Below are 21,141 nucleotides of genomic sequence, written 5' to 3'. Positions count from 1 at the left end.
ACTTTGCGTGTATCCGTAGGCGCTGGAGAAGCCTGCGATGGGCTGCATGACAGCCCCAAAAGCGTTTCATGGCAGGTGATAGTCAGCGCACAATAGCCACCTGGCCCTCAGGACACGATCTCCATGAAAACCCCCGGTGGCGTGCTGCTCAGCGGCGTCGAGCTCGATCGCGGCAACTCGGTCCCGCTCTACCGCCAACTTTACCTGCAGTTGCGCAAGCAGATCCTCAGCGGTCGCCTGCCGGGCGGCACGCGACTGCCATCCACCCGCACCCTGTGCAAGGAGCTGTCGCTGTCGCGGATCACGCTGCTCAACGCCTTCGACCTGCTCACCGCCGAGGGCTTTCTGGCCTCGCGCACTGGGGCGGGCACCTACGTGGGCCACGAATGGCAGGGCAGGGTGGCCCAGGCCGACCTGCCCATCAAACCCCCGCGGCTGTCGAGCCTGAGCCAGGCCGTGCATTCGTTGCGTAGCGAGCATTTCAGCGGCATCTCCTACAGCGCCTGGGACCCTCAGCGCCCGGTATCCCTGCTGCCCAGCCATCCGGCCTACGATGCGTTTCCCATGCCGGTGTGGAAGCGCCTGATGAACCGCCACCTGCGCAAACCGGACAAAGCCCAGCTGGCCTACGGCGAGCTCAAAGGCTTGCAGCGCTTGCGCGAGGCCATCGTCGAGTACGTGTTCGACGCCCGCGGCATCGAGTGCAGCGTGGAGCAGGTGGTGATCACCTCCGGTGCCCAGCAGGCGTTCAACCTGCTGGGCATGCTGCTGCTCAACCCCGGTGATCGAGTGTGGATGGAAGACCCTGGCCACATCGCCGCGCGCATCGCCTTCCAGGCATTGGGCTGCCAACTCGTGCCCCTGCGGATCGACGAGCAGGGGCTGGACGTGCAGCAGGGGATACGCGAATGCCCTGAGGCGCGCCTGGCCTTCACCACGCCCTCACGCCAGCATCCTCTGGGCACCACCATGAGCTACCCGCGCCGCCAGGAGCTGATCGACTGGGCTGCGCGCAGCCAGGGCTGGATCGTCGAGGACGACTGCGACAGCGAGTTCCGCTACGTGGGCCGGCCGCTGCCGGCATTGTTCGCCATGGACCCGGGGCAGCGAGTGATCTACGTCGGCACTTTCAGCAAGGTGCTGTACCCATCGTTGCGCCTAGGCTATGTGATCCTGCCCGAGGCGCTGGTCGAGCCGTTCTGCGCGATCCGCGCGGTGATGGACCGCAGCCCCTCCACGCTGCACCAGGCGACCACTGCCGACTTCATGCTCGACGGCCATTTCCTCGGGCACATCCGCCATATGCGCGCGCTCTACCAAGAGCGCCAGGCCAGCCTGGTGGAGGCGCTGCAAGGCCAGTTGGGGGGATTTCTTTCGGTGGCGCCGGTGGAGGCCGGGCTGCACCTGATCGGTTGGTTGCCCGAGCAGGTCGACGATGACGCCCTGGCCCGTGGGTTGGGTAATCACCAGGTCTACACCTATGCGCTGAGCGACTATTGCCTGCAGCGCTACCTGCCGCCCGGGCTGCTGCTGGGCTTTGCCGCCACGCCCGCCGAGCAGGCCGCGCAGCGGGTGCGCGAGCTGGCCCAGGCCCTTGAAGCGTTGGGCATGCACGGCTGAGCCCGGGCTTCAAAATGGCTATACCAACAAAAGGTTAATGGCTCTATGGATGGGGCCACTTCGGAGCGATAAAGGCACTGCCGGCCACCCCGGCATCGCTCTGAGGAAATGACAATAATGAATCCTATCCAAGCCCGTTTCGCCGCTCTCATGGGCCATAACGCGCAGGCGCCGTGCACGCCCGTGCTGCTCACCGCCGACCTTGCCCGCCGCCTGCTGGCGCGTCTGGACAGTCTGCGGCTGTTCGCCCACGGTTACCCGCTTCTGACCAACCTCACCCACGGACGGGTCACCCCCGAGGACATGCTCGACTTTGCCTACCGGCATGGGCTCGACGGCCTCTCGCTGCACCTGCTCGATGGCGAGCACAACAGCCTGTCGCGCATGCCGGCCGAGCGCCTGGCGGCCTTCGCCGACAAAGCCCGCGGCCTCGGGCTGGACGTGCACCTGGAGATCAGCAGCACGCTGCCCGCGGACGTGGAACAGGCCGTGACCGTCGCCCGTGCCATCGGCAGTCGCAACATCCGCGTGTACTCGCGCTACGAAGGGCACCTGTCGCGGGTGATGGGCATCATCGAGGACGACCTGCGCCGCCTGGCGCGCCTGGCCGACGAGCACGACCTGAACTTCGACTTCGAGCAGCATGAAGAGCTCAAGAGCGACGAGATCGCCACCTTGCTGCGCCGGGTCGGACATCCACGGCTCAACGCTTTGTTCGATTTCGGCAACATGATCAATGCCTGCGAGCAGCCGTTGCCTGCGCTGGCGAACCTGGCACCGTTCATTCGCCAGGTGCACCTCAAGGGCGTGCGCGTAGTGCCCGAGGCCAACGGTTTTGGCCATTACGGCGTGCTGCAGGGCAGCGCCGAGGACCAGTTGCCTGGTGCGCGCATGCTGCTGGAGTTGTTGCTGCTGGGCGAATCCACGCCCCAAGTGGTGGCGTTCATCCTCGAGCAGGAAAACCACTACATCGCCCCGGCGTTCCGCCAAGTGGGCGAGGAGGCCGACCCCTTCATCGTCTACCGCGAGATGAGCGAAACCCCGCTGCCGCCTGGCTACAGCCTGGAGCAGATGCTTGCGGACGAGCATCGCTGGGCCAATGACCAGGTGCGCTACGTCCGCGAACTGCTGGCCCAGATGCGCCTGCTGGCCGAACTGACCCTGGCCGATGCCGCCGTAGCCTGACCCTCAACCTGGAAACCGTGGAGAACAACAATGACAGCTTCGGTCAAAGCCAAGTGGCTACGCTTTTTGATCCTCGTCCTCGGCGGCGGGACCATCTACAAACTCTCCAACCTCAAGGATGCCTTCTACATCCCGATGCAGGAGCACATGGGCCTGACCCATACCCAGATCGGCACGCTGCTGAGCGTCAACGCTATCGTCGCTACCGCGCTGTTCGTGGTGGGTGGCTTTCTGGCTGACCGCTTCGAAACGCGCAAGCTGATCCCGCTGGGGCTGGTGAGCATCGGTGGTCTGGGCCTTTACCTGGCAAGCTTCCCGGGCTACAACCAGTTGCTCATCATCTTCGGCCTGCTGGCGGTGTGCGCCGACTGCATCTTCTGGCCCTCGCTGCTCAAGGCCATCCGCAACCTGGGCAATGACCAGGAGCAAAGCCGCATGTTCGGCCTGCTCGAAGGCGGGCGTGGCGCGGTGGACACCTTGGTGGCGTTCTCCGCCCTCGGCGTGTTCGTTGCCCTAGGCTCCGGTGCGGCCGGGCTCAAGGCAGCCATCGCGTTCTATTCGCTGATCGACATCGGGGTCGGCGTACTGGCGCTGTTCCTGCTCAAGGACACCCGCCAGGGCAACAGCACCCGCGAGCCCATCGGCCTGTCGGGGCTGCTGGAGGCGGTGCGCATGCCGGGGATCTGGCTGGTGAGCCTGAACGTGTTCATGGTCTACATCGTGTACTGCGGCCTGACCTACTTCATCCCGTACCTCAAGGACATGTACCACCTGCCGGTGGCACTGGTGGGCGCCTACGGCATCATCAACCAGTACTTCCTCAAGGTGCTGGGTGGCCCGGCCGGTGGTTTCATCGCCGACAAACAGCTCAAGAGTTCGAGCCGCTACCTCAAGTGGGCCTTCGTTGCCTTGCTGCCGCTGATGCTGGTCATCCTCAGCATCCCGCGTGGCGAGAGCTACATCTACGCGGGCCTGGCGGCGACGCTGTCCTTCGCCCTGGTGGTGTTCACCATGCGTGGGGTGTTCTGGGCGCCGATGAGCGAAGTGGGCATCCCTTCGCGCATCACCGGCTCCGCGTTCGGCATCGGCTGCCTGATCGGCTATGCGCCGGGCATGTTCGCCTACGTCATCTACGGCGCGCTGCTGGACCACTACCCAGGTGAGCAGGGCTACACCTATGTGTTCAGCCTGATGAGCGTGTTGGCGGTGGTGGGTGTGGTGGTGTCCAGCCTGCTGCAGCGGATGGTCAGACGCCACCGCGAGGCAGTCGGGGCCCAGGCGATCGCCTGATCCCGATTGGGGCACTGACTTTTGGGCTGCCACAGGGACAGTTAGTCTTTGGGTAAATCTGTTCTCAAAGAAGGCTGCGCCGTGCACCGCCACAAAGCCTGCACAGCCTTCTCGGTGAATTTTTTTACGTTCCGCTGTATCTGATGCCATAGAGCGTGCATCCGCGACAGGGAGCGACCATGAAATCACGGAAAAAGACCGTCAAGCCGATCGGCTTGCAGGACATCACCATCGTCGACGACGCCAAGATGCGCAAGGCGATCACCGCCGCGGCGCTGGGCAATGCCATGGAGTGGTTCGACTTCGGTGTCTATGGCTTCGTTGCCTATGCACTGGGCAAGGTGTTCTTTCCTAACGCAAGCCCCGGGGTGCAGATGATCGCGGCACTGGCCACGTTCTCGGTGCCATTCCTGATCCGCCCGCTGGGTGGGCTGTTCTTCGGCGCGTTGGGTGACCGCTATGGGCGTCAGAAGGTGCTGGCGGCGACCATCGTGATCATGTCCTTGAGTACGTTCGCCATCGGGCTGATCCCGTCCTATGCCTCGATCGGCATCTGGGCGCCGATCCTGTTGCTGCTGGCCAAGATGGCCCAAGGGTTCTCGGTGGGCGGCGAATACACCGGGGCGTCGATCTTCGTGGCCGAGTACGCACCGGACCGCAAGCGGGGCTTTCTCGGCAGTTGGCTGGACTTCGGTTCGATCGCAGGGTTCGTGCTGGGCGCGGGCCTGGTGGTGCTCATCTCCACTGCACTGGGCGAGGCGGCGTTTCTGGAGTGGGGCTGGCGCTTGCCGTTCTTCCTGGCTTTGCCGCTGGGCCTGATCGGCCTCTACCTGCGCCACGCCCTCGAAGAGACGCCAGCCTTCCAGCAGCATGTCGACACGCTGGAGCAGGGCGATCGCGAAGGCCTGGCCTCAGGCCCGAAGGTGTCGTTCAAGGAGGTCGCCACCCGGCACTGGCGTAGCCTGGTGACCTGCGTGGGTGTGGTCATCGCCACCAACGTCACCTACTACATGCTGCTCACCTACATGCCCAGCTATCTGTCCCACAACCTGCACTACAGCGAAGACCATGGGGTGCTGATCATCATCGCGATCATGGTCGGCATGTTGTTCGTGCAGCCGATCATTGGCCTGTTGAGCGACAAGGTGGGCCGCCGGCCCTTCATCATCGGTGGCAGCGTGGGGCTGTTGGTGCTTGCCATTCCGGCGTTCATGCTGATCAACAGCGGCGTGCTCGGGGTGATCTTCGCCGGCCTGCTGATCCTGGCCGTGCTGCTCAATTTCTTCATCGGGGTGATGGCCTCTACCTTGCCGGCGATGTTCCCCACCCACATCCGCTACAGCGCCTTGGCCAGCGCCTTCAACATTTCGGTGCTGATCGCCGGGCTGACCCCGACCCTCGCCGCCTGGCTGGTGGAGAGCAGCGGAAACCTGTACATGCCGGCCTACTACCTGATGGTGATCGCATTGGTGGGGTTGGCCACGGGCGTGTCGATGAAGGAGACGGCCAACAAGCCCCTGCACGGCGCCGCCCCCGCCGCCTCGGACATCGAAGAGGCGCGCGAGCTGCTGCAAGAACACCACGACACGCTGGAGCAGAAGATCGAAGACATCGACGCGAAGATTGCCGAGCTAAAAGCCCAGCGCGCGCGTTTGGCGCAACAGCATCCCCATATCGATTGACGGTGGGAAGCGGCATTTAAATGTGCATTGCAAGTGCAAACTATTTAGTCGGGGTGATTAATTTGACGCCATAAAATAATTGGCAAATACCCGAGGTAGAGCGCTTGCAAAGTCATTTGTTGGCACCTTTACTTGTTACTGGATATGAAGGGGTGATGCTTCAATGAAGTGTTGCTTTCATATCAATGAGTTACAGGGTGCGTTGACGTTTCGCGTTGATATTCCGGCCTAATTGTCAGGTTCATAAAGGGTGGCCACATCCTTTATGGGTTTGCCGTTCCTGATGGGGCCCGCTCAGTGGGGAGGACTGTTCATGGAAAGTGAGGTGTCGGCGTTCAGTCAATTGGAATCCCATCATCGTCGGCACTGGACCTTGGCCGCGTATAAATACATCGCACGAAAACGGCTGGCTCGTCATGTCGATATCAGCCTGAAAAGCATCGCGGAGAAAAGCTGGGACATCGCCCCAGGTTGCCTGGCGTTTTCCCCGCCGGCCATTGCACTGCCCGGCCAGTTGGAGCGGGTCACCGGCTGGGAGGAAAAACGCTTCTATCCCTATGAGCATCCGGCCCGCACCATGGCAGGGCTGGGCGAAGTGGTGCAGGGCCCGACCCGGGGCTATCTGCTCAAGGATGTCTGGTTGATCGACGGTGTGCTGTACAAGGGGCGGGCCAGTTTCTGGCTTTCCCAACGGCCCAGGGCATTCCCGCGAGTGGTCGTGGAGCATGAGATCGACCGCGGGGCGATCTACTGTTCGGTCAACGGTAATACCTGGTTCGGCAACTGGATGGTCGAAGACTGCGTGACCTATCCCCTGGCCGCCGAGGAAGGTGTGCCGGTCACGGTCGGGCCGTCGGCGCGGTTTCCCATCTACACCCAGGCGCCGCCCTACGAAGACTGGCTCGGCATGAAGCCCAGGCGCCTGGGTGGCGCGTACTTCCATGAGCTGGTGCTGTTCGATGACTTCTGCAACAACCGCAACAAGTACCTGCGTTTTCGCGCCATGGGCGACAAACTGCTGTCGCGGGTGGACTATCAGGCGCACCCCGGCGTGTTCTTGCTGCGCGGCGGCGACGGCGACCTGCGCTTGCTGCGCAACGAACTGGAGTTGGCCGAACACCTGCGCCGAACCCGTGGTTTCCACGTGGTCGACCCGCTGAAAAGCGACGTGCCGTCCATCGTTGCGGCCTGCGCCGGGGCGCAGGTGGTGATCGGTGTCGAGGGCAGCCAGCTGGTGCATGGGGTCAATGTCCTGCAACCGGGCGGTGCATTGCTCGCCCTGCAGCCGCCCAATCGCTTCGTCAGCTACTACAAGTACCACACCGACCGCGACAACCAGCATTTCGCCTATGTGGTCGGCACCCCCGATGGCGACGGTTTCAGGGTCGACATCGAGGAAGTGGAGCGCACGTTGGACCTGATTCCACCGCCGTGAGCCGTGGCGCGGAGCCCGCTCAGGACGTAGCCCGGGCCAGAAGTAGGTTCGCCGCCTTCACCATTTGAATCCACTCCTGCTCGGTCACCAACCCCTTCTGTCGGAGCAACTGGGCCTCCAGGATGGCCTCGTCGTACTCGGACTCGGTGAACCCCTTAAAGTGCACGTGCCTTGACGACCACAAGGCAAATTCCGGTGATTGGATGTCGTTCATCGTCAAAAGCCCCTCCGTGGTCAGATCTTGAAGTTCGCCACCAGGCCGTTGAGTTCGATCGCAAGTTGGGACAACGCCTGGCTGGCCGCGCTGGTCTGGTTTGCGCCCGCGGAGGTCTGCATCGACAGGTCACGGATATTGACCAGGTTGCGATCGACTTCCCGGGCGACCTGAGCCTGCTCTTCGGAGGCGCTGGCGATCACCAGGTTGCGGTCGTTGATGGTGGACATGGACTGGGAGATCACCGTCAGGGCGTGGCCCGCCGCCTGGGCAATTTCCAGCGTGCTGTTGGCGCGGCTCTCACTGGCGCGCATGGCATCGACCGCGTGCGCAGTGCCGGAGCGGATGCCGCTGATCATCTGTTCGATCTCTCCGGTGGACTGCTGGGTGCGATGGGCGAGGGCGCGTACTTCGTCGGCCACCACCGCGAAGCCACGACCGGCTTCGCCTGCCCGCGCCGCCTCGATGGCGGCGTTCAAGGCCAGCAGGTTGGTCTGCTCGGCGATCTCGCCGATCACCTCGAGCACGCGGTTGATCTCATTGGCGCGGTGCGCCAGCTGGGCGATCTGCCCAGAGGTCGTGCTGACATCGCCCACCAGCTGCTGGAGCGAACCCAGTGCCTGCTCGACCTTCTCGCGGCCCTGGCGCGTGGTACTGTCGGCGTCCTCGGAGGCCTGGGCGGTATTGACTGCGTTGCTGGCCACTTCCTCGACGGCTGCGGTCATTTCGTTGACAGCGGTTGCGGCCTGCTCGATTTCGGCGCTCTGCTGGTGCAGTCCACGGTTGGTGTCTTCGGTCACCGCGTGGAGCTCTTCGGCTGCGGAGGCGAGCTGGTCCGAGGATTGGGCGATGTGCTGCAAGGTCTGGCGCAGGCTGTCCTGCATGTGCTTGAGCGATGCCAGCAATTGGCCCGGCTCGTCGCGCTCCCTGACGCGGATCTCCTGGGTCAGATCGTTGCTCGAAATCCGCTGGGCGACCGTAATGGCATCCGCCAGCGGCCGCACGATGCTGCGGGTCAGCAGGAACGAGCAGAGCAGCATCATGAGCAGGATGACCACCAGGGCCACGACGATGGTGAAAAACGCCTCGTAATAGGTCTTTTCGCTGGCTTCGGCAGCGCGGTCTGCGCTGTCGGAGTTGAAGGTTCGCAGGGCATTGAGGGCGGCCATCATGCTGTCGGCCCGAGGGGACAGCTCATGCTTGATGGTGTTCATGGTCGCCGCCTTGTCGCCCTGGGCTTCGAGGACCGTATCCAGTACTGTCAGGTAGTTTGCGTATGCGCGGCTGAAGGTGACGAAGAGGGCACGGTCTTCTTCGCTCTGGAGGGTTTTTTCATAGTCGGCCATGGCGTTGGAAACATCGCCCTTGAGCGATTCGATCCTGCGCACGTCTTCAGCGTCTTGTTCGATGAAGTTGCGCAGGGCCAGCGAACGTATCCGCCCCAAGTGGTTGCTGATATCGCCGGTGGCCATCACACCGGGCAGCCAGTGTTGGCGGACTTGTTCGGCCGAAGCGTTCATGGATCGGGTTTGCAGGATGGCAGTCACGCCGATCGCCAGCGTCAACAAGGCGATGAGCGAGAAAATAAGCGCGCAGCGGCTTCCGATGGCGAGGGAACGTAAGTTCATGGGAGGCTCCATGGTCAAGAGGACGTCGCACTTCGAGCACGGTGTACCGAGGATTATCAAGCCATTGGCCGGGCGTGGCTTTTGCCCGGGGGGCCGCGTCTTTCGCTGGCGGGAAATTTTTGTTGTCGGGAACGCGCTCGCGAAATATCCGCAGTTGAAGCGCGCAAAAGTGGCATGCGATAAAACGGCTGCACAGGCCTGTGTGAGGGTGCGGGCCTGCCCTGTATTCGGTCGGTAGAGGAGGGAGTTTCATCGAGACGCTAAATCTGGCGCCAGACGTCCTCCAAGGGCAGCGTATCCTGGTCGTCGATGATGTCGACAATGAGCGGATGCTGCTCGCCGACTACCTGCAGCAGCAAGGTTGCCGCGTGTATCTGGCGCGCAACGGCCAGGATGCGTTCAAGAAGGTTCAGCTGATCAATCCGGACATCGTGTTGATGGATGTGCTGATGCCGGTTTGCGATGGCCTGACCTGTTGTCGAATGATGCAGGCCTCGGCATTGACCCGGCAGATCCCCGTGATCTTCCTGACGGGCGCGGGCATGCCAGACCAGCGGGTGCAAGGCCTGCTGTGCGGTGCGGTCGACTACATCGTCAAACCCTTCAGGCTGGAGGAGATCCGTCTGCGGCTGGTGATTCATCTACGACGCAAACAGGACAGCACCTCGGTGAACGAACCCCTGACCGCACCGGTGCGCAACCTCGACAACATACTGTTCCAGACCGCGCGCAACGTGTTGGTGAATGCGTTGAGCACGACCCCTGACCTGCACGAGCTGGCCGCGCAGGTGGGCACCAACAGCAAGCGCCTGAACGAAGCCTTTCGCCAGTGTGCCGGGGTCACGGTGTTCGAGTTCCTGCGAGAGGAACGCATGAAAGAGGCGTGCCGCCTGCTGTCCAACACCGGTCTTGCCTCCCAGGCGATCGCCCTGGAGGTGGGGTTCACCAGCGGCGCCAGCTTCTCGACGGCATTTCGCGACCGCTACGGGCTCTCGCCCAATCAGTTTCGCCAGGCGCGCGGCAACATGGAGCCGGGCGATGTCGACTGATGCTCGCAGCGCATGCACGGTTTTTTTCGGGGCCTTGCTGTTGTTGCTGGCCTTCGGCTCGGTGGCGGTGTTCGATCAACGCAGCTTCCACGCCCCGTTCCAGGCGCTGACCGGCAATGTCCAGGTCTTCGAAGAGACTCCAGGACATCCCCTTGAAGCACAGCAGGCCCTGCAACAGGTACGTTGGCGTCCAGCCAGCAAAGCGCTTCTGAGTGCGCCGCGTCGTCATACCACGCTCTGGCTGAGGCTCAAGGTCCAGGCACCGGACCAGCAGGTCACCGAGCGCTGGCTGGAGGTTGCGCCCTGGCGAGTCGGAGACATCGATCTCTACCAACTCGATGCCCGTACCGGCGAGGTGATCGACCATCAGCGCACTGGCCCTTCGCTGCCCATGGACGCGCGCGCGATCCACAGTCAGCGGAATCTGCTGCCCATCACCTTCGTCGGCGGAGCACCCAGCGATCTGTTGATTCGGGTTCAAAGCGAAAACCGGCCCACGCTGTCACTCAGGTTGTGGGAGGCGGACGCCGTGCAAGCCCAGGACCGCCTCGAACAGCTGCAGCATGCCGTGCTGTTCGGGTGCGTGCTGGCGCTGGTGGCGATCCTGCTGCTGCGGCTGAAGCTGGTCTTCATGACACTCGCCCTGTGGCTGCTGGCGACCTTCGCGATGCAGGCCGAACAGGAGGGCTACCTGACCTTTCAGCTGTTCGATGGGCTGCAATCCATCGGCCTGGCCCTGCGCATGACGTTCTGGCAGATCGCGCTGCTCAGCTTCCTGACCTCGGCGCTGCTGTTGCTCGACCTTCGCCAGCGCCGAGCGTGGCGGTACTTCTATTGGCCGAGCGTGGTGCTCATTGGGGCGCTGGTCCTGAGCCAGGCACTGTGGGACAACAATACGCTGCGCACGCTCAGCGCCTACCTGAGCCTGGCCGTGCTGCTGGCATGGCCTTTCTCGATATCGCGCACCGCCTTGCGCGGCAACCCCTATCGCCAGGTGCTGCTGGTTCTGTTCCTGTTCATCTGGCTGGAAAGCCTGTGGTTCACCTTTAACTACACCTTTGCCATCAACTACGACGGGCTGTTCAGCATCTCGGCCATGCTCATCCGGTTGGGCATCATCGTCGGCATCATCGGCTTGTTCACCCTCGAGCAGCAGGTCAGGCGCAAGCAGATCGAGCAGGCGTTGCTTCAGAGCGAGCGCCAGCAAAAGCACCGTCTGGAAAAGGCCGTGGCCCAGCGTACGCGGGCGCTTCAGACCGCCGTGGTCGAAGCCAACAACGCCAGCCAGGCAAAGATCGAGTTTCTCGGTCGGGTCAGCCACGACCTGCGCTCGCCGCTGACCTCGATCATCGGCTATGCGCAGCTGCTGCAAGCCGAAGGGGGCGCGATCACACGAAAGGCGGGGGTGATCTTCAAGAGCGCCAACCACATGCTGGCGCTGGTCAGCGACCTGATCGACTACGCCAAAGGCACCTCGGGACAAACCTTGCTCGTTGCGCCGGTGTACTTTCATGGTGTGCTGGACTCGGTGGTCATGGAGGCACAGGTCCTGGCCCTGCGACGCAACAACAAGTTCTCGTTCGACCTGTCCGGGGCTGTCCCGCCCGTGGTGGAAGTCGATGCCAAGCGCCTTCGCCAGGTGTTGATCAATCTGCTGGACAACGCCGCCAAGTTCACCCGCGACGGCATGATCGGCCTGAAGGTGCGGGCGACGGACACCCCGGGGAAGGTGGGCTGCGTGAACCTGCATTTCTGCGTGCACGACACAGGCCTTGGCATTGCCAAAGAAGATTTGCCGAACCTGTTTGCGCCTTTCTTTCGCAGCCACGCCCACGATGTGGAGGGCAGTGGCCTCGGCTTGGCCATCGTCGATCATTGGTTGGGGCTGATGGGCGCGAAGTTAGAGGTCGACAGCGCCGTTGGGGACGGGACGCGCATCGGGTTTTGCCTGACGGTCAATGTCGCTTGCGAGAGCCAGATCGCCGAGCCGCAATGGCTGGATTTCTCGATTGCCGTGCCGCCGGTTCTGGGGGAGGGGCGCACGGTGTGGGTGGTCGAAGACAACGAAGACATCCGCAATGTGCTGGTAGATGAACTGCTCAATTGCGGGTTCTCTGTCCAGGCGGCGGTGGATGGCGAGGATTGCCTGGCACGGCTCGCCGCGACCGCTCTGCAGCCACCAGCGTTGGTCCTGACCGATTACCTGATGCCCAAGCTCAATGGCGCCCAGTTGCTGGGTGCATTGCGCGAGCGTTGGCCTGCACTGCCTGTGGTGTTGATTTCGGCGACCCAGCACAGCCAGCTGTTGCCCAGCCCACCGCACCCTGCGTTCGACGCCATGCTGATAAAGCCGGTCAACCTGGCGACATTGCGCCAGACGCTGGCGCAGTTACTGGGGCTGGGGTATCGCAGGGAGGACAGGGAGGATGAGGTGCCGTGCGACCAGGTGCTGGTGATCCACCAATTGAGCAGCCTGGATGCGCATCGCTTGCGGGAGTTGAGTGTGTTGCTCGAGGCGGGGGCGGTCACGGACCTGTTCGAATGGGTGCAAGCTCTTCCGCAGGAGCTCGAGATGCTGGCGGCCCATATGTGCGCCTTGGCCGAAGCCTGTGATCTGGATGCCGTGAGCGCGCTGCTGGAAGCCGTGCCCGCGACAAAGCCGTGAGGCTGTCCAGGTTTCACGGGTAAATCGGGCACCGAACCGATTTACCCGCGAAGCGGGCGCCACGGCGAAGGGCAGCGCCTACAGGGGTTATTTCTTCAGGGTCTGGTACGACTTGACCATGTCCTGTGCCCAACCGTCGAGCACGGCCTTGGCATCCTTGGCCTGCATGACTTGCGACGAATTTTCCAGCTCCGTACCAGCGCCTTTGCGCACCACTTCGGCCACCAGCTGGTTGTTGCTGCCATCGAGGAAGGCGGCCTCGGTGGCGATGCTGGTGTCCTGGTCACGAATGCCGGTGGCGGTGCTGATACCTGCGGCGATCAGGGCGATCGGGATCACTTCATAAGGGCGCAGGCTCTTGGTGGAGGCGCTGACCGCCGTGATCGCCGGGCGCACGACCAACACGCCCGGGCCAGGGCTGGTGGCCAGCGGCAGGACTTTGGAGAAGTGCGATTTCAAGGTCTGGTCATAGTACTGGGTGATGCCCTGGAGCGTAGACTGCGGGACCTTCTCGGTCGGCTGTGGCCGCGGATAAAGCTGGCTGGGCTCGATGTAGACGCTGCGGAAGGCGTTGACGTTGACGCCAGGCTTGATCCAGCGCATCACCGGCGCACCGGAGGGGGACTTTTCTTCCTTGAGGATGCTGTAGTCCTTCAGAAAGCCGGAATACTGATCGGACTCCACGTATTTGCTTGCACAACCTGAGAGCAGTAACGAGGACAGGCACACGGTAGTAGCGAACGACTTCAAGTTCATTCAGGTTCTCCTTGGGACATTGGCATTGCGCTGTGGCCTTTGTTTCGAGTTCGTGTGACGGTGTCGTGGAAACGCCAGGTCGCGCGCCCTCCAATGATATGTAGCGCACAGTTGCCAAAGTTGCCGGACAAAGTATGGCCCGACAGCGCATTTATTGGGTCAATGCCCTGTTGCTGAGTCAGATCAAGGTGTCGCTCATGCTAGAATCCGCCGCTTCGAATCAGGAGGTAGACGCGTGCGCAAACTGGCAGTGGTAATGGCAGTGCTGGCCCTGGCGGGCTGTGAGAACGAGGTCGAGGGTGTCCACAAACAGGTGGCCGAACACCTGCACAACCCCAAGACGGCCAAGTTCGCCAACGTGCGGATCGACACCCAGGGCTCGATCTGCGGCCAGGTGCGCGGCAAGGACGACGCCGGGCAGTACGAGGCGTACCGCAGTTATGTGGCGATCAAGCACGATGGCCAATATGAAATCCTCGTCGATGAAACCGGCAACAACCTGCGCATCCGTGAGGTCTGCGGCGGTGCCGAGCTGCAACGGCGCGCCGATGCCCTGGCTGACCAGCCGGCTCCCGAAGGCTGGGATGTGGAAGTGATCCAGGGGGCCAACATGGGCGCCTTGACCGACATGACCGCCCGCCTGATCGAAAAAGGCATCCCGTCCTCGGTCGAGTATCGCAATGGCAAGCCGGTGGTGTTGATGGGGCCATTCCCCACCAAGGCCGAGGCCGAGGCACGCAAGGCCGATGTCATGGCGCGCCTGGGGACGGACTCGATCGTCATCCAGCACGGCGCGCAGCGCTGAGTGCCAGGGGCTGCAAGGCAGCCCCAGACCGTCAAAAATGCATGTCCGGGGCGTGTGCGGCTATGCTTGCAGGGAAGCCGGTGGTTGAGGGGGAAAGGCCTCATGTCTACGCTGGAACGGGCCATTGCCGTCGCTGCCAGGGCGCATGAAGGGCAGTATGACAAGGGCGGTGCGGCCTACATTCTCCACCCGTTGCGGGTGATGATGCGGGTCTCGACGCCCGAGCAACGGATCGTCGCGGTGCTCCACGACGTACTGGAGGACACCCCGCTGACCCTGTCGGACCTCGCGCGCGAAGGCTTCCCCCTGAAGATCCTCGCTGCCGTGCTAGCGTTGAGCCGGCGCGAGGGCGAGAGCTACGAAGCGTTCGTGGTACGCCTGGGGGGCGACCCGCTGGCGCGGCAGGTCAAGCTGGCGGATCTGGCCGACAACAGTGACCTGTCGCGTATCCCATGCCCGGGCCCGGCGGACCTGGCCCGGCTTTGCCGCTACCAGCAGGCCAGCGCCTACCTGCAGACCCTCAACTGATCAGCCACAGGCCTGCATGTTCACCGGCCCGACGAAGTCGTTGCCATGGCCCATCACGCACGCCACCTGTTGGTTGCGCTGCAACTCCCAGGTCTGCGGTGGATAGGTCTTGTTCCAGGCCTCGAACAACTGCCGGTCCTGCTTGGACAGGCGCAGGTTGTACTGCTTGCTCATATAGAAGTAGGTGCGCGCGATCATCCCGCGGATCGACGGGCGCGGCATCACTTTCTTGGCCTTGAAGTCCACCTGGGTCAGGCAACTGCCGTACTGGCCCTGTTGCTCGGGCAGCCAGCCGAAGCTGTAGTTGCTGCGGTCGCCATTGACCTCGCCGATGCTCGGCACCAGGTTGTGCAGGTCGGCTTCGGCGCGTTTGTACACCTCATCGTGGCGCGAGCAGTTCTTGCGTCCACCGTTCTGCCAGCATTGGCGCTGATGGCCGATCTGCCAGGCAGGCACGATGTGTTCCCATTCGATGCGCGAAGCGCGTTGGGCGTTCTTGCGCGGGGTGTAGCCGCAGGAGGCCAGGTCCACTTTGTTGCCTTTGTACTTGCAACCACAGTAGAACTCGGTGGATTGCGGTGCATACAGGCGCCAGGCGACTTTTTTGGCTTCCTGGAAGGTGCGCGGGGCGTCGGCGTGGGCGGTGACAGCGGTGAACAGCAGGCACAGGCCTGCGAAAAGCGAAACTCTCATGCGCGGTCAGTCTTCCTTGGGCACGGTCCAGAAGATCTGCACGCCGCCGTCATCGCGGTGGGCGAGGGTGACGTTGTCGTTTTCGGCGATTTCCTCGAGCAGGGTTTCCCAGTCGTCGGGCGACTCGTGCTCCAGGCGGAAGATCAAGGCCGCGCGGCTGCGCTGGGCAATGGGGCTGTTGATGATCTTCTGGATGCGCAGACCCAGTTGTTCGTAGGTGCTAGGCGATGCTGCAGAGGTACTGGCCACGGGGCTTTTCCTTGTTTTGCTGTATGCGCATACAGTATTTCACTGTAGGCTATTTCGCAACAGCGTGTAAGGCGAAAAGCGTCTATGACCGCAGGAATGGAATTGGTTCACTCACCCAGAGAATGCAGACGCGGGTAAACCCGCTCCTCCCTTGTCCGCACTGGACCCTGTGGGAGCGGGTTTACCCGCGAATGGGCCGGCTCAGACAACGCGCCGGCCCGACTTCATGGCAACGAATCAATACTCCCAGAAGATCCGCTGCAGCTCCTTGCTGTCCTGGGTCTTGGTCATCGCCACCATCGCCAGGATCCGCGCCTTCTGCGGATTCAGGTCATGGGCCACGACCCAGTCGTTCTTGTCGTCAGGCTGTTCGGCGTTGCGCAGCACGAAACCACCCTGATTGACGTGGGACGAACGAATGATCTGAACACCGTTCTTGCGCAGCTCTTGCAGGGCTGGCACCACCCGCGACGATACCGAACCATTGCCAGTGCCCGCGTGGATCAGGGCCTTGGCGCCATTTTGTGCCAGGGCCTTGTAGGCGGTGTCGGTTACGTTGCCGTAGCCATAGGCGATGTCCACCTGGGGCAGGGCGCTGATCTGCTTGATGTCGAACTCCGAGTTGACGGTATGGCGCTTGGCCGGCAGGCGGAACCAGTAGGACTTGCCTTCGACCACCATGCCCATTGGGCCCCAGGCGCTCTTGAACGCTTCGGTCTTGATGTTGACCGACTTGCTCACGTCACGGCCGGACTGGATCTCGTCGTTCATGGTCACCAGCACCCCTTTGCCGCGGGACTGCTTGTCGCTGGCCACTGCTACGGCGTTGTACAGGTTGAGCATGCCGTCAGCGGACATCGCAGTACCCGGACGCATGGAACCGACGACCACGATTGGCTTGTCGGTCTTCTCCACCAGGTTGAGGAAGTAGGCGGTTTCTTCGAGGGTATCGGTGCCGTGGGTGATGACGATGCCGTCGACATCCTTGCTGTCGGCCAGCTCCGCGACGCGTTTGCCAAGCTTGAGCAGGTCGTCGTTGCTGATGCTCTCGGAGGCGATCTGCATCACCTGCTCGCCACGCACGTTGGCCAAGGTGGCCAGCTCCGGTACGCCGGCGATGAGTTTGTCGACACCGAGCTTGGCGGCCTGGTAGGTGGCGCTGTTGGCGGCACTGGCACCGGCGCCGGCAATGGTGCCGCCGGTGGCGAGAATGACTACGTTGGCCAGTTTCTGCTGTTGCTCGGCTTCCTTGGCGCTAAGGCCGGTCGGCAGGATCAGCAACAGGGCGAGGGCGCTTGGGGCGAAGGTTTTCACTGCAGCGTTCATGTTTTTATTTTCTCTCTTCCAAATGAGATGGTTGGCTGTGTCGCCGCCCTAGAGCAGGCAGGTTTCGTACCAGCAGGGTGCGGGGCCTCGGCGAGGGCTGCGTGAGGCCGTGATCAGGGCGCGTTACGACATTCCTGTGTGACTGGTTCGGGCTGCATGACAGCCTGTTCCGTTCGGTATCCCGAATGAAAGTAGGAAAAGGTGTTCGGTTTTTCGGAAATTTTTCGGATAATCCCGACGTACGCGGCCTGGGCAAAACCGCGTGATGGATTTGACAAAAGCAGGTCTTGTTTCCATAGTTAGGCAACGCAAACGTTTGCGATCCGATAAAAAACACAAGATTCGGAGTCAAATTCATGAAATTGCCATTCCCCGGCCGCTTGCTGGCCCTGGCTGTCCTCTCCACGCTTGCCCTCACACTCCCCGTGTCCGCCGCCCAGGCCCAGGACAAACCCAAGGTCGCCCTGGTCATGAAATCCCTGGCCAACGAGTTCTTCCTGACCATGGAAGACGGCGCCAAGACCTACCAGAAAACCCACGCTGATGATTTCGACTTGGTGGCCAACGGCATCAAGGACGAATCCGATACTGGCAACCAGATCCGCATTGTCGAGCAGATGATCGTCTCCGGCGTCAACGCCCTGGTCATCGCCCCGGCCGACTCCAAGGCCCTGGTGCCGGTGATCAAGAAGGCCATGGATGCAGGCATCACCGTGGTCAACATCGACAACCGCCTCGACCCCGACGTGCTCAAGAGCAAAGGCCTGAGCGTGCCCTTCGTCGGCCCCGACAACCGCAAAGGCGCACGCTTGGTCGGCGACTACCTGGCCCAGCATAAGCTCAAGGCCGGTGACCAGGTCGGTATCATCGAGGGCGTGCCGACCACCACCAACGCCCAGCAGCGCACCGCAGGCTTCAAGGACGCCATGGAAGCTGCGCAGATGAAGGTGGTCTCGGTGCAGTCGGGCAACTGGGAGATCGACAAGGGCAACGTCGTCGCCGCCGCCATGCTCAACGAATACCCCGATCTCAAGGCATTGCTGGCCGGTAACGACAGCATGGCCCTGGGCGCTGTGTCGGCGGTGCGGGCGGCGGGCAAGACCGGCCAGGTTCAGGTGGTGGGCTACGACAACATCCGCGCCATCAAGCCCATGCTCAAGGACGGCCGTGTGCTCGCCACCCTCGAGCAGCATGGCGCCGACCAGGCGGTGTTCGGCATCCAGGCGGCCTTGCAGATGCTCAAGGGCGAAAAGCCTGCGGTGGACGCCGACAACGTCATTCAGACCCCGGTCGAACTGGTTACCGAATAATGACGTGGCATCGCGGCGCCTGTTTCGTCGGTAACCCCGTTCCCCTGGGTACAGCAAGGTTCTCGAGGACTGCGCAAGGCCTGCGGGAGCGGGCTCGCCCGCCAATAGGCCAGCACAGCCAATACAAGACCGCTGCGTTCCCTGGGGCGGGGTGTTTGCCATGAGAGAAGCGAATGAGGTCACCCTCGCTGTCAGCGGCCTGGGCAAGACTTACACCCAACCGGTGCTCGGCGATGTGACGCTGGAGCTGCGCGCCGGCGAAGTACTGGCGCTCACCGGCGAGAACGGCGCGGGCAAGAGCACGCTGTCCAAGCTCATCAGCGGCCTGGAAACGCCCACCACAGGGCAGATGCGTTATCGCGGCGAGCCCTACGCGCCCGGCAGTCGCAGCGCGGCCGAGCGCCTGGGCGTGCGCATGGTGATGCAGGAGCTCAACCTGCTGCCCACCCTGACCGTGGCCGAGAACCTGTTCCTCGACAACCTGCCCAGCCGCGCCGGCTGGATCAGCCAGAAACGCCTGCGTCAACTGGCTACCGCCGCCATGGCCCAGGTCGGCCTGGATGCCATCGACCCGGACACCCCGGTCGGCGAGTTGGGCATCGGCCATCAGCAGATGGTGGAGATCGCCCGCAACCTCATTGGCGATTGCCATGTGCTGATCTTCGACGAGCCCACGGCGATGCTCACCGCTCGCGAAGTGGAGCTGCTGTTCACCCAGATCGAACGCCTGCGCCAGCGCGGCGTGGCCATCGTCTATATCTCCCATCGCCTGGAAGAGCTGCAGCGCGTGGCCCAGCGCATCGCCGTGCTGCGCGATGGCAAGCTGGTGTGCGTCGAGCCGATCCAGCGTTACAGCAGCGCCGAGCTGGTCAACCTCATGGTCGGTCGCGAGCTGGGTGAGCATATCGACCTCGGCCGTCGCGAGATCGGCCAGACGCTGCTCAAGGTCCACAAGCTCAGCCGTGGCGACAAGGTGCGCGAGGTGTCGTTCGAGGTCAGGGCAGGGGAGATCTTTGGCATCTCCGGCCTGATTGGCGCCGGGCGCACCGAGCTATTGCGCCTGATCTACGGCGCCGACCGCGCCGACAGCGGGCAGATTGAACTTGGCCAGCCCTTGCAGCCGGTCACCCTCGATTCGCCCAAGGCGGCGGTGCGCGCGGGTATCGCGTTGATCACCGAGGACCGCAAGGGCGAAGGCTTGCTGCTGTCCCAATCGATCAGCGCCAATATTGCCTTGGGCAACCTGGGGGCGGTGTCCCGCGCGGGCATACTCGACGCCGAGGCCGAGCGCGCCCAGGCGCTGCGCCAGATCAACGCCATGCGCATCCGCAGCGCCAGCCCGGCCCAGGCCGTGGGCGAGCTCTCCGGCGGCAACCAGCAGAAAGTGGTGATCGGCCGCTGGCTGGAGCGCGACTGCCAGGTGCTGTTGTTCGACGAGCCGACCCGGGGCATCGACGTCGGCGCCAAATTCGACATCTATGGCCTGCTGGCCGAACTGGCGCGCCAGGGCAAGGCCTTGGTGGTGGTGTCCAGCGACCTGCGCGAGCTGATGCTGATCTGCGATCGCATCGCCGTGCTTTCGGCGGGCCGGCTGATCGATACCTTCGACCGCGAGCGCTGGAGCCAGGATCAACTGCTCGCCGCCGCCTTCGCCGGCTATCAGAAACGTGACGCACTGCTGCACGAAGCAGCTCCCAGGATGGACCCATGAAGACCACACCTCTCGACACCCCGGGCCGCGCCCCCGCGCGCCGCAGCGCCAATTACTTCGGCCTGGGTACCTACCTGGGCCTGGCCGGCGCGTTGCTGGCGATGATCGTGCTGTTCTCGTTCCTGAGCAGCCACTTCCTGTCCTACGCCACCTTCAGTACCCTGGCCAACCAGATCCCGGACCTCATGGTGCTGGCGGTGGGCATGACCTTCGTGCTGATCATCGGCGGCATCGACCTGTCGGTGGGCTCGGTGTTGGCCCTGGCCGCCTCGGCGGTCAGCGTGGCGATCCTGGGCTGGGGCTGGAGCCCGTTGCCTGCGGCGTTGCTGGGCATGGCCGTGGCGGCGCTGGCCGGTAGCGTCACCGGTGGCATCACGGTGGCCTGGCGCATCCCATCGTTCATCGTCTCCCTGGGCGTGCTGGAGATGGCCCGAGGTCTGGCCTACCAGTTCACCGACTCACGCACCGCCTACATCGGCGATGCCTTTGCCTGGTTCTCCAACCCCATCGCCTTCGGTATTTCGCCAGCCTTCATCATTGCCTTGCTGGTCATCGTCGTCGCCCAGTTGGTGCTGACCCGCACGGTGTTCGGCCGCTACCTGATCGGCATCGGCACCAACGAAGAGGCCGTGCGCCTTGCCGGCATCGACCCGCGCCCCTACAAGGTGCTGGTGTTCGCCTTGATGGGCCTGCTCGCGGGCGTGGCCGCGCTGTTCCAGATCTCCCGCCTGGAGGCCGCCGACCCCAATGCCGGCGCTGGCCTGGAGCTGCAGGTCATCGCCGCCGTGGTCATCGGCGGCACCAGCCTGATGGGCGGGCGCGGCTCGGTCATCAGTACCTTCTTCGGCGTCCTGATCATCTCCGTGCTGGCCGCGGGGCTGGCGCAGATCGGCGCCTCCGAACCCACCAAGCGCATCATCACCGGGGCGGTCATCGTGATCGCCGTGGTGCTCGACACTTACCGGAGCCGGCGCGCAGGCCGGCGGAACTGAACC

Annotated in this window: 18 protein-coding genes; 12 read left to right on the top strand and 6 right to left on the bottom strand. The window is 63.2% G+C overall.

Annotation, left to right across the window (positions count from 1 at the left end; all coding sequences use genetic code 11):
• The first annotated feature begins 123 nt into the window (after window positions 1–123).
• The 5 genes from pdxR to ABOA88_RS07640 all read left to right on the top strand — a co-directional run bounded on the left by pdxR (window position 124) and on the right by ABOA88_RS07640 (window position 7,212).
• Complete coding sequence (pdxR, locus tag ABOA88_RS07660) at window positions 124–1,620, top strand: MocR-like pyridoxine biosynthesis transcription factor PdxR (protein WP_367851740.1); 1,497 nt, start codon at window positions 124–126, stop codon at window positions 1,618–1,620.
• Window positions 1,621–1,734: 114 nt separating this feature from the next.
• Window positions 1,735–2,805, top strand: a complete 1,071-nt coding sequence (locus tag ABOA88_RS07655) for a sugar phosphate isomerase/epimerase family protein (protein WP_196170463.1) — start codon at window positions 1,735–1,737, stop codon at window positions 2,803–2,805.
• Between the two features lie 30 nt (window positions 2,806–2,835).
• Complete coding sequence (locus ABOA88_RS07650; protein ID WP_367851739.1) at window positions 2,836–4,095, top strand: MFS transporter; 1,260 nt, start codon at window positions 2,836–2,838, stop codon at window positions 4,093–4,095.
• A gap of 179 nt (window positions 4,096–4,274) precedes the next feature.
• Window positions 4,275–5,777, top strand: a complete 1,503-nt coding sequence (proP, locus tag ABOA88_RS07645; protein ID WP_196170394.1) for a glycine betaine/L-proline transporter ProP — start codon at window positions 4,275–4,277, stop codon at window positions 5,775–5,777.
• 313 nt (window positions 5,778–6,090) lie between these two features.
• Window positions 6,091–7,212, top strand: a complete 1,122-nt coding sequence (locus ABOA88_RS07640) for a glycosyltransferase 61 family protein (RefSeq protein ID WP_367851738.1) — start codon at window positions 6,091–6,093, stop codon at window positions 7,210–7,212.
• 19 nt (window positions 7,213–7,231) lie between these two features.
• Here the strand turns inward: ABOA88_RS07640 and ABOA88_RS07635 are convergent, their stop codons facing one another.
• The gene (locus ABOA88_RS07635; protein ID WP_196170392.1) at window positions 7,232–7,426 is read right to left on the bottom strand and encodes a hypothetical protein; all 195 of its coding nucleotides are present in this window, start codon (window positions 7,424–7,426) and stop codon (window positions 7,232–7,234) included.
• Window positions 7,427–7,446: 20 nt separating this feature from the next.
• Window positions 7,447–9,054 carry a methyl-accepting chemotaxis protein gene (locus ABOA88_RS07630; protein ID WP_367851737.1) on the bottom strand — a complete coding sequence of 536 codons (1,608 nt, stop codon included), beginning with the start codon at window positions 9,052–9,054 and terminating at the stop codon, window positions 7,447–7,449.
• Between the two features lie 221 nt (window positions 9,055–9,275).
• On the opposite strand from ABOA88_RS07630, the gene ABOA88_RS07625 reads away from it, so the two are divergent.
• Window positions 9,276–10,103, top strand: a complete 828-nt coding sequence (locus tag ABOA88_RS07625) for a response regulator transcription factor (protein WP_367851745.1) — start codon at window positions 9,276–9,278, stop codon at window positions 10,101–10,103.
• A complete protein-coding gene (locus tag ABOA88_RS07620) occupies window positions 10,093–12,768 on the top strand; it encodes a hybrid sensor histidine kinase/response regulator (protein ID WP_367851736.1) in 2,676 nt (891 codons plus the stop codon). Before ABOA88_RS07625 ends, ABOA88_RS07620 begins: the two co-directional genes overlap by 11 nt.
• Window positions 12,769–12,855: 87 nt before the next feature.
• Here ABOA88_RS07620 and ABOA88_RS07615 read toward each other — a convergent pair whose 3' ends face one another.
• Window positions 12,856–13,524, bottom strand: a complete 669-nt coding sequence (locus ABOA88_RS07615; protein ID WP_196170388.1) for a DUF3313 domain-containing protein — start codon at window positions 13,522–13,524, stop codon at window positions 12,856–12,858.
• A 235-nt stretch (window positions 13,525–13,759) separates the two neighbouring features.
• Between ABOA88_RS07615 and ABOA88_RS07610 the strand changes: the two genes are divergently transcribed.
• Together ABOA88_RS07610 and ABOA88_RS07605 are read left to right on the top strand one after the other, a co-directional pair.
• The gene (locus ABOA88_RS07610) at window positions 13,760–14,329 is read left to right on the top strand and encodes an SPOR domain-containing protein (RefSeq protein ID WP_196170387.1); all 570 of its coding nucleotides are present in this window, start codon (window positions 13,760–13,762) and stop codon (window positions 14,327–14,329) included.
• 102 nt (window positions 14,330–14,431) lie between these two features.
• A complete protein-coding gene (locus tag ABOA88_RS07605; RefSeq protein WP_043214816.1) occupies window positions 14,432–14,857 on the top strand; it encodes a GTP pyrophosphokinase in 426 nt (141 codons plus the stop codon).
• Here the strand turns inward: ABOA88_RS07605 and ABOA88_RS07600 are convergent, their stop codons facing one another.
• The 3 genes from ABOA88_RS07600 to ABOA88_RS07590 all read right to left on the bottom strand — a co-directional run bounded on the left by ABOA88_RS07600 (window position 14,858) and on the right by ABOA88_RS07590 (window position 17,125).
• Entirely contained in the window at window positions 14,858–15,550 is a 693-nt protein-coding gene (locus ABOA88_RS07600; RefSeq protein ID WP_196170386.1) for an endonuclease, read from the bottom strand.
• A gap of 6 nt (window positions 15,551–15,556) precedes the next feature.
• Window positions 15,557–15,799: a DUF1654 domain-containing protein gene (locus ABOA88_RS07595; RefSeq protein WP_043214811.1), complete on the bottom strand. Its 243-nt coding sequence runs from the start codon at window positions 15,797–15,799 to the stop codon at window positions 15,557–15,559.
• A 237-nt stretch (window positions 15,800–16,036) separates the two neighbouring features.
• Window positions 16,037–17,125 carry an asparaginase gene (locus tag ABOA88_RS07590; RefSeq protein WP_043214809.1) on the bottom strand — a complete coding sequence of 363 codons (1,089 nt, stop codon included), beginning with the start codon at window positions 17,123–17,125 and terminating at the stop codon, window positions 16,037–16,039.
• A 356-nt stretch (window positions 17,126–17,481) separates the two neighbouring features.
• Here ABOA88_RS07590 and ABOA88_RS07585 point away from each other — a divergent pair, with 356 nt between their 5' ends.
• From ABOA88_RS07585 to ABOA88_RS07575, 3 genes are all read left to right on the top strand, one after another.
• A complete protein-coding gene (locus tag ABOA88_RS07585; protein WP_367851735.1) occupies window positions 17,482–18,435 on the top strand; it encodes a sugar ABC transporter substrate-binding protein in 954 nt (317 codons plus the stop codon).
• A 160-nt stretch (window positions 18,436–18,595) separates the two neighbouring features.
• Window positions 18,596–20,146 carry a sugar ABC transporter ATP-binding protein gene (locus ABOA88_RS07580; RefSeq protein ID WP_367851734.1) on the top strand — a complete coding sequence of 517 codons (1,551 nt, stop codon included), beginning with the start codon at window positions 18,596–18,598 and terminating at the stop codon, window positions 20,144–20,146.
• Window positions 20,143–21,138 (top strand): ABC transporter permease, encoded by a 996-nt coding sequence (locus tag ABOA88_RS07575; protein ID WP_367851733.1) that lies wholly within the window; start codon window positions 20,143–20,145, stop codon window positions 21,136–21,138. The genes ABOA88_RS07580 and ABOA88_RS07575 overlap by 4 nt, the downstream gene beginning before the upstream one ends.
• The last annotated feature ends 3 nt before the right edge of the window (window positions 21,139–21,141 follow it).

It is taken from the genome of Pseudomonas sp. PKS, assembly GCF_051913525.1.
In the GTDB taxonomy this organism is placed as follows: domain Bacteria; phylum Pseudomonadota; class Gammaproteobacteria; order Pseudomonadales; family Pseudomonadaceae; genus Aquipseudomonas; species Aquipseudomonas guariconensis_D.
The sequence above is the reverse complement of the archived record's forward strand: the minus strand, read 5'-3'. Positions and strand labels throughout refer to the sequence as shown.